The sequence below is a fragment of the Streptomyces sp. 8P21H-1 genome (assembly GCF_013302945.1).
In genome coordinates, this window is the sequence record NZ_JABTYA010000212.1 from 1 (window position 1) to 5,097 (window position 5,097).

Consider the following 5,097-nt stretch of genomic DNA (forward strand, 5'->3'; position numbering starts at 1 on the left):
GGCGGTCCGACGGGGTCCGGTGGCCCGGCGAGGTCCGGCGGCCGGCCGGGGTCCGGCGGTCAGGCAGGACCCGAAGGCTCGGTAGGACCCGAAGGCTCGGCAGGGCCCGAAAACTCGGCAGGGCCCGGCGGTCCGGCGGGGTCCGGCGGTCCGGCGGGCCCCACCGGTCCCGAAGATCCCCCCGGCCCCGAAGACTCCAGCGGCCCCCAAGACCCCACCGGTACTGAGGATCCCACCGATTCCGGGAGCCCCGCCGGTTCCGGGAGCCCCGCCGGTCCCGGAGACCCCACCGGTTCCGAAAGCCCCGACGGGACCGAAGGAGACGCCCGATGACCACCGTCCTGCTGAGCACCGCCGACGAGCTCCACGCGCGCGTACGCACGGGCCGCCGGGCCGTCGTCATGACGATGGGCGCCCTGCACGAGGGGCACGCCACCCTGATCCGCACCGCCCGGGAGCTGGCGGGCGACGGCGAGGTCGTCGTCACCGTCTTCGTGAACCCCCTCCAGTTCGGCGCGGGCGAGGACCTCGACCGCTACCCGCGCACCCTGGACGCCGACATCAAGATCGCCGAGCAGGCGGGCGCGGACGCCGTGTTCGCCCCCGCCGTGGACGAGGTCTACCCGGGCGGCGAACCCCAGGTGCGCGTCAGCGCGGGACCCATGGGGGAGCGCCTGGAGGGATCGGCGCGCCCCGGGCACTTCGACGGCGTGCTCACCGTCGTCGCCAAGCTCCTGCACCTCACCAGGCCCGACGTGGCGCTGTACGGGCAGAAGGACGCCCAGCAGCTCGCCCTGATCCGCCGCATGGTGCGCGACCTGAACTTCGGCGTGGAGATCGTCGGTGTCCCCACGGTGCGCGAGGCGGACGGCCTCGCCCTGTCCAGCCGCAACCGCTACCTGTCGGCCGGCGAGCGCCGCACCGCGCTCGCCCTCTCCCAGGCCCTGTTCGCGGGCGGCGACCGGCACGCCGCCCAGGAGGCCCTGCGCGCACGGGCCCGCGAAGTGCCCGTCACGCGCGCGCGTGCCGAGGCCCTCAGCGCCATCGGCGAGTCCCGCGCGGCCGCCGACACGCACGCCGTCGCCAAGGCGGCCCCCGGAGGGCCCGCCGCGGTCCGTGCCGCCGCCCGGCTGGTCCTCGACGAGGCGGCCCGCCTGAGCCCTCCGCTCGCCCTGGACTACCTGGCACTGGTCGATCCGTCCGACTTCACCGAGGTCCCGGACGGCTACACCGGCGAGGCCGTCCTCGCCGTCGCCGCCCGGGTCGGCACGACCCGGCTGATCGACAACATTCCGCTGACCTTCGGAGCCGCCTCGTGACCAGCACAGGCATACGCCCGCCCGGCGCCCACCGCCCCCGGCCGGAAGCGATCCGCGCCGGCCTCCCCCGTCTGCACGCGCCCGCGCCCGGCTGGTCCCTGACGGCCGACGTCGTGGTCGTCGGCTCCGGGGTCGCCGGGCTCACCGCCGCCCTGCGCTGCGAGGCGGCCGGCCTGCGGACGGTCGTCGTCACCAAGGCACGCCTCGACGACGGCTCGACCCGCTGGGCCCAGGGCGGCATAGCCGCGGCCCTGGGGGAGGGCGACACCCCCGCGCAGCACCTCGACGACACCCTGGTGGCGGGTGCCGGCCTCTGCGACGAGGAGGCCGTCCGCATCCTCGTCACCGAGGGCCCCGACGCCGTCCGCCGCCTCATCGAGACCGGCGCCCGCTTCGACGAGTCCGAGGAGGGCGGCCTGGAGCTGACCCGCGAGGGCGGCCACCACCGCCGCCGGATCGCCCACGCGGGCGGTGACGCGACCGGCGCCGAGATCTCCCGGGCCCTCGTCGAAGCGGTCAGGGCACGCGGAGTGCGCACGGTCGAGAACGCGCTCGTCCTGGACCTCCTCACCGACGCCGAGGGCCGTACGGCCGGCGTCACCCTGCACGTCATGGGAGAGGGCCAGCACGACGGCGTGGGAGCCGTCCACGCGCCCGCCGTGGTCCTGGCGACCGGCGGCATGGGCCAGGTCTTCTCGGCGACCACCAACCCGCCGGTGTCCACCGGCGACGGCGTCGCCCTCGCCCTGCGGGCCGGGGCCGAGGTCAGCGACCTGGAGTTCGTGCAGTTCCACCCGACCGTGCTGTTCCTCGGCCCGGACGCCGAGGGCCAGCAGCCGCTGGTGTCCGAGGCGGTACGGGGCGAGGGCGCCCACCTGGTCGACGCGGCGGGCGTGCGCTTCATGGTCGGCCAGCACGAGCTCGCCGAGCTGGCGCCCCGGGACATCGTCGCCAAGGGCATCATGCGGCGCATGCGGGAGCAGGGCGCCGAGCACATGTACCTGGACGCCCGGCACTTCGGCGCCCACATGTGGGAGCACCGCTTCCCCACGATCCTGGCCGCCTGCCGCGCCCACGGCATCGACCCGGTCACCGAGCCCGTCCCGGTCGCCCCGGCCGCCCACTACGCCTCCGGCGGCGTCCGCACCGACTCCCGCGGCCGTACGACCGTCCCCGGCCTGTACGCGTGCGGGGAGGTCGCCTGCACGGGCGTCCACGGCGCCAACCGGCTCGCCTCGAACTCCCTCCTGGAGGGCCTCGTCTACGCCGAGCGCATCGCGGCGGACATCGCGGACCGCCACCGGGAGCGGGGGGAGGACGGCGCCCACGCGCGGACACCCGTACCCGTACCCCTGTCCGTGCCCGCGCCCGCGCCCGACGAGCAGCCGCGGAAGCCCGCCCACCCGCTGCTCGCCGCCGAGGCGCGGTTCGCGATCCAGCGGGCCATGACGGACGGCGCCGGTGTCCTGAGGTCGGCCGCCTCCCTGGAGACCGCCGCCGACCGCCTGGAACGGCTGTACGCGGACGCCCTCGACGCCCTCGACGAGAACGGCAAGACGGCCGAGCCCGGCGTCGACACCTGGGAGGCGACCAACCTCCTGTGCGTGGCCCGCGTCCTCGTCGCCGCCGCCCGCCTCCGCGAGGAGACCCGCGGCTGCCACTGGCGCGAGGACCGGGACGAACGGGACGACGAGACCTGGCGGCGCCACATCGTCGTACGGCTCGATCCCGGCAGGACGCTCGCGGTACACACCACCGACACCCCAGACTTCCCCCCGACACTCCCTCCGGCCCGCGACACCGTCCGCGCCGCGGGGACCCCCACGCCCAGCCCCCAGGAGCAGTGACAGAAGTGAGCACCCCGGACCTTCCCCTCCTCGACGGCGGTGGCTGCGGCGCCGGCTGCGGCTGCGGCGAGTACGGCCCCGACGGGCACGCGCAGTACGCCGAATACGCCGAGTACGCCGAGTGCGGGCTCGACCCCGACCTCGCGCAGCTCCTCTCGGAAGCCGGCCTCGACCCCGTCGAGGTCGAGGACATCGCGCACCTGGCCGTGGAGGAGGACCTCGACCACGGCGTGGACGTGACCACGGTCGCGACCATTCCCGAGGACGCCGTCTCCACCGCCGACTTCACCGCCCGCGAGGCGGGCGTCGTGGCGGGCCTGCGGATCGCCGAGGCGGTCGTCTCCGTGGTCTGCACGGACGAGTTCGAGGTCGAGCGGCACGTGGAGGACGGCGACCGCGTGCGGGCCGGACAGCGGCTCCTGAGCATCACGACCCGCACCCGCGACCTGCTGACGGCCGAGCGCAGCGCGCTGAACCTGCTGTGCCGTCTCTCCGGCATCGCGACGGCCACGCGCGCGTGGGCGGACGTCCTGGAGGGCACCGGCGCGCGCGTGCGGGACACCCGCAAGACGACACCCGGCCTGCGTTCCCTGGAGAAGTTCGCCGTCCGGACGGGCGGCGGCGCCAACCACCGCATGTCGCTCTCGGACGCGGCGCTCGTCAAGGACAACCACGTGGTCGCCGCGGGCGGCGTCGCCCAGGCGTTCGAGGCCGTACGGGAGACCTTCCCCGACGTGCCGATCGAGGTCGAGGTCGACACCCTGGACCAGCTGCGCGAGGTCCTCGACGCGGGCGCCGACCTGATCCTGCTGGACAACTTCACGCCCGGCGAGTGCGAGGAGGCCGTGGCCCTGGTGGGCGGCCGCGCCCTCCTGGAGGCCTCGGGCCGCCTCACCCTGGACACCGCGGCGGCGTACGCGCGCACGGGCGTCGACTTCCTCGCGGTGGGCGCCCTCACGCACTCCTCGCCCATCCTGGACATCGGTCTCGACCTGCGCGACGCCTCCGGTGCCTCCGGCGCGTCCCCGAGCGAGGCTGAGTAGGCATGCTGCTCACGATCGACGTCGGCAACACGCACACCGTCCTCGGGCTCTTCGACGGCGAGGACATCGTCGAGCACTGGCGCATCTCCACGGACGCGCGCCGCACCGCGGACGAGCTGGCCGTGCTCCTGCAGGGCCTGATGGGCATGCATCCGCTCCTCGGCGACGAGCTGGGCGACGGCATCGACGGCATCGCGATCTGCTCGACCGTCCCCTCGGTCCTGCACGAGCTGCGCGAGGTGACCCGCCGCTACTACGGCGACGTGCCCGCCGTCCTCGTCGAGCCGGGCATCAAGACGGGCGTGCCGATCCTGATGGACAACCCCAAGGAGGTCGGCGCCGACCGCATCATCAACGCGGTCGCGGCGGTCGAGCTGTACGGCGGGCCGGCCGTCGTCGTCGACTTCGGCACGGCGACGACCTTCGACGCGGTCTCCGCGCGCGGGGAGTACGCCGGTGGCGTCATCGCGCCCGGCATCGAGATCTCCGTGGAGGCCCTGGGCGTCCGCGGCGCCCAGCTCCGCAAGATCGAGATCGCCCGGCCGCGCACCGTGATCGGCAAGAACACCGTCGAGGCCATGCAGTCCGGCATCGTCTACGGCTTCGCGGGCCAGGTCGACGGTGTCGTCCACCGCATGGCCCGCGAACTCGCCGAGGACCCGGACGACGTCACGGTCATCGCGACGGGCGGGCTGGCCCCGATGGTGCTGGGCGAGGCATCGGTGATCGACGAGCACGAGCCCTGGCTCACCCTCATCGGTCTGCGCCTGGTGTACGAGCGCAACATCTCCCGCACCTGACCCCGACCGGGGCCGGACGGAACCGGGGCCCGGCGGGGCGGGACCGGGCCCCGGCCCCGCCCCGCCCCGCCACGAGGCCGCTCCGTCC

General features: G+C 75.1%; 4 protein-coding genes. All 4 read left to right on the forward strand.

Annotated features, from left to right (window positions below):
• Window positions 1-329: 329 nt before the first annotated feature.
• Genes panC through HO151_RS03610 form a run of 4 tightly spaced genes read left to right on the forward strand, consistent with a single transcriptional unit; the run spans window position 330 to window position 5,009 of the window.
• Entirely contained in the window at window positions 330-1,319 is a 990-nt protein-coding gene (panC, locus tag HO151_RS03595) for a pantoate--beta-alanine ligase (RefSeq protein ID WP_173894658.1), read from the forward strand.
• 50 nt (window positions 1,320-1,369) lie between these two features.
• A complete protein-coding gene (locus tag HO151_RS03600; protein ID WP_173894661.1) occupies window positions 1,370-3,166 on the forward strand; it encodes an L-aspartate oxidase in 1,797 nt (598 codons plus the stop codon).
• A gap of 5 nt (window positions 3,167-3,171) precedes the next feature.
• On the forward strand, window positions 3,172-4,209 hold the full coding sequence (gene nadC / locus HO151_RS03605) for a carboxylating nicotinate-nucleotide diphosphorylase (protein ID WP_173894659.1): 1,038 nt from the start codon (window positions 3,172-3,174) through the stop codon (window positions 4,207-4,209).
• Between the two features lie 2 nt (window positions 4,210-4,211).
• A complete protein-coding gene (locus HO151_RS03610) occupies window positions 4,212-5,009 on the forward strand; it encodes a type III pantothenate kinase (protein ID WP_173894660.1) in 798 nt (265 codons plus the stop codon).
• The last annotated feature ends 88 nt before the right edge of the window (window positions 5,010-5,097 follow it).

Excerpts from the sequence above, each read along its gene's own strand:
- HO151_RS03610 (WP_173894660.1), top strand. The coding sequence starts at position 4,212 with ATGCTGCTCACGATCGACGTCGGCAACACGCACACCGTCCTCGGGCTC.
- panC (WP_173894658.1), top strand. The coding sequence starts at position 330 with ATGACCACCGTCCTGCTGAGCACCGCCGACGAGCTCCACGCGCGCGTA.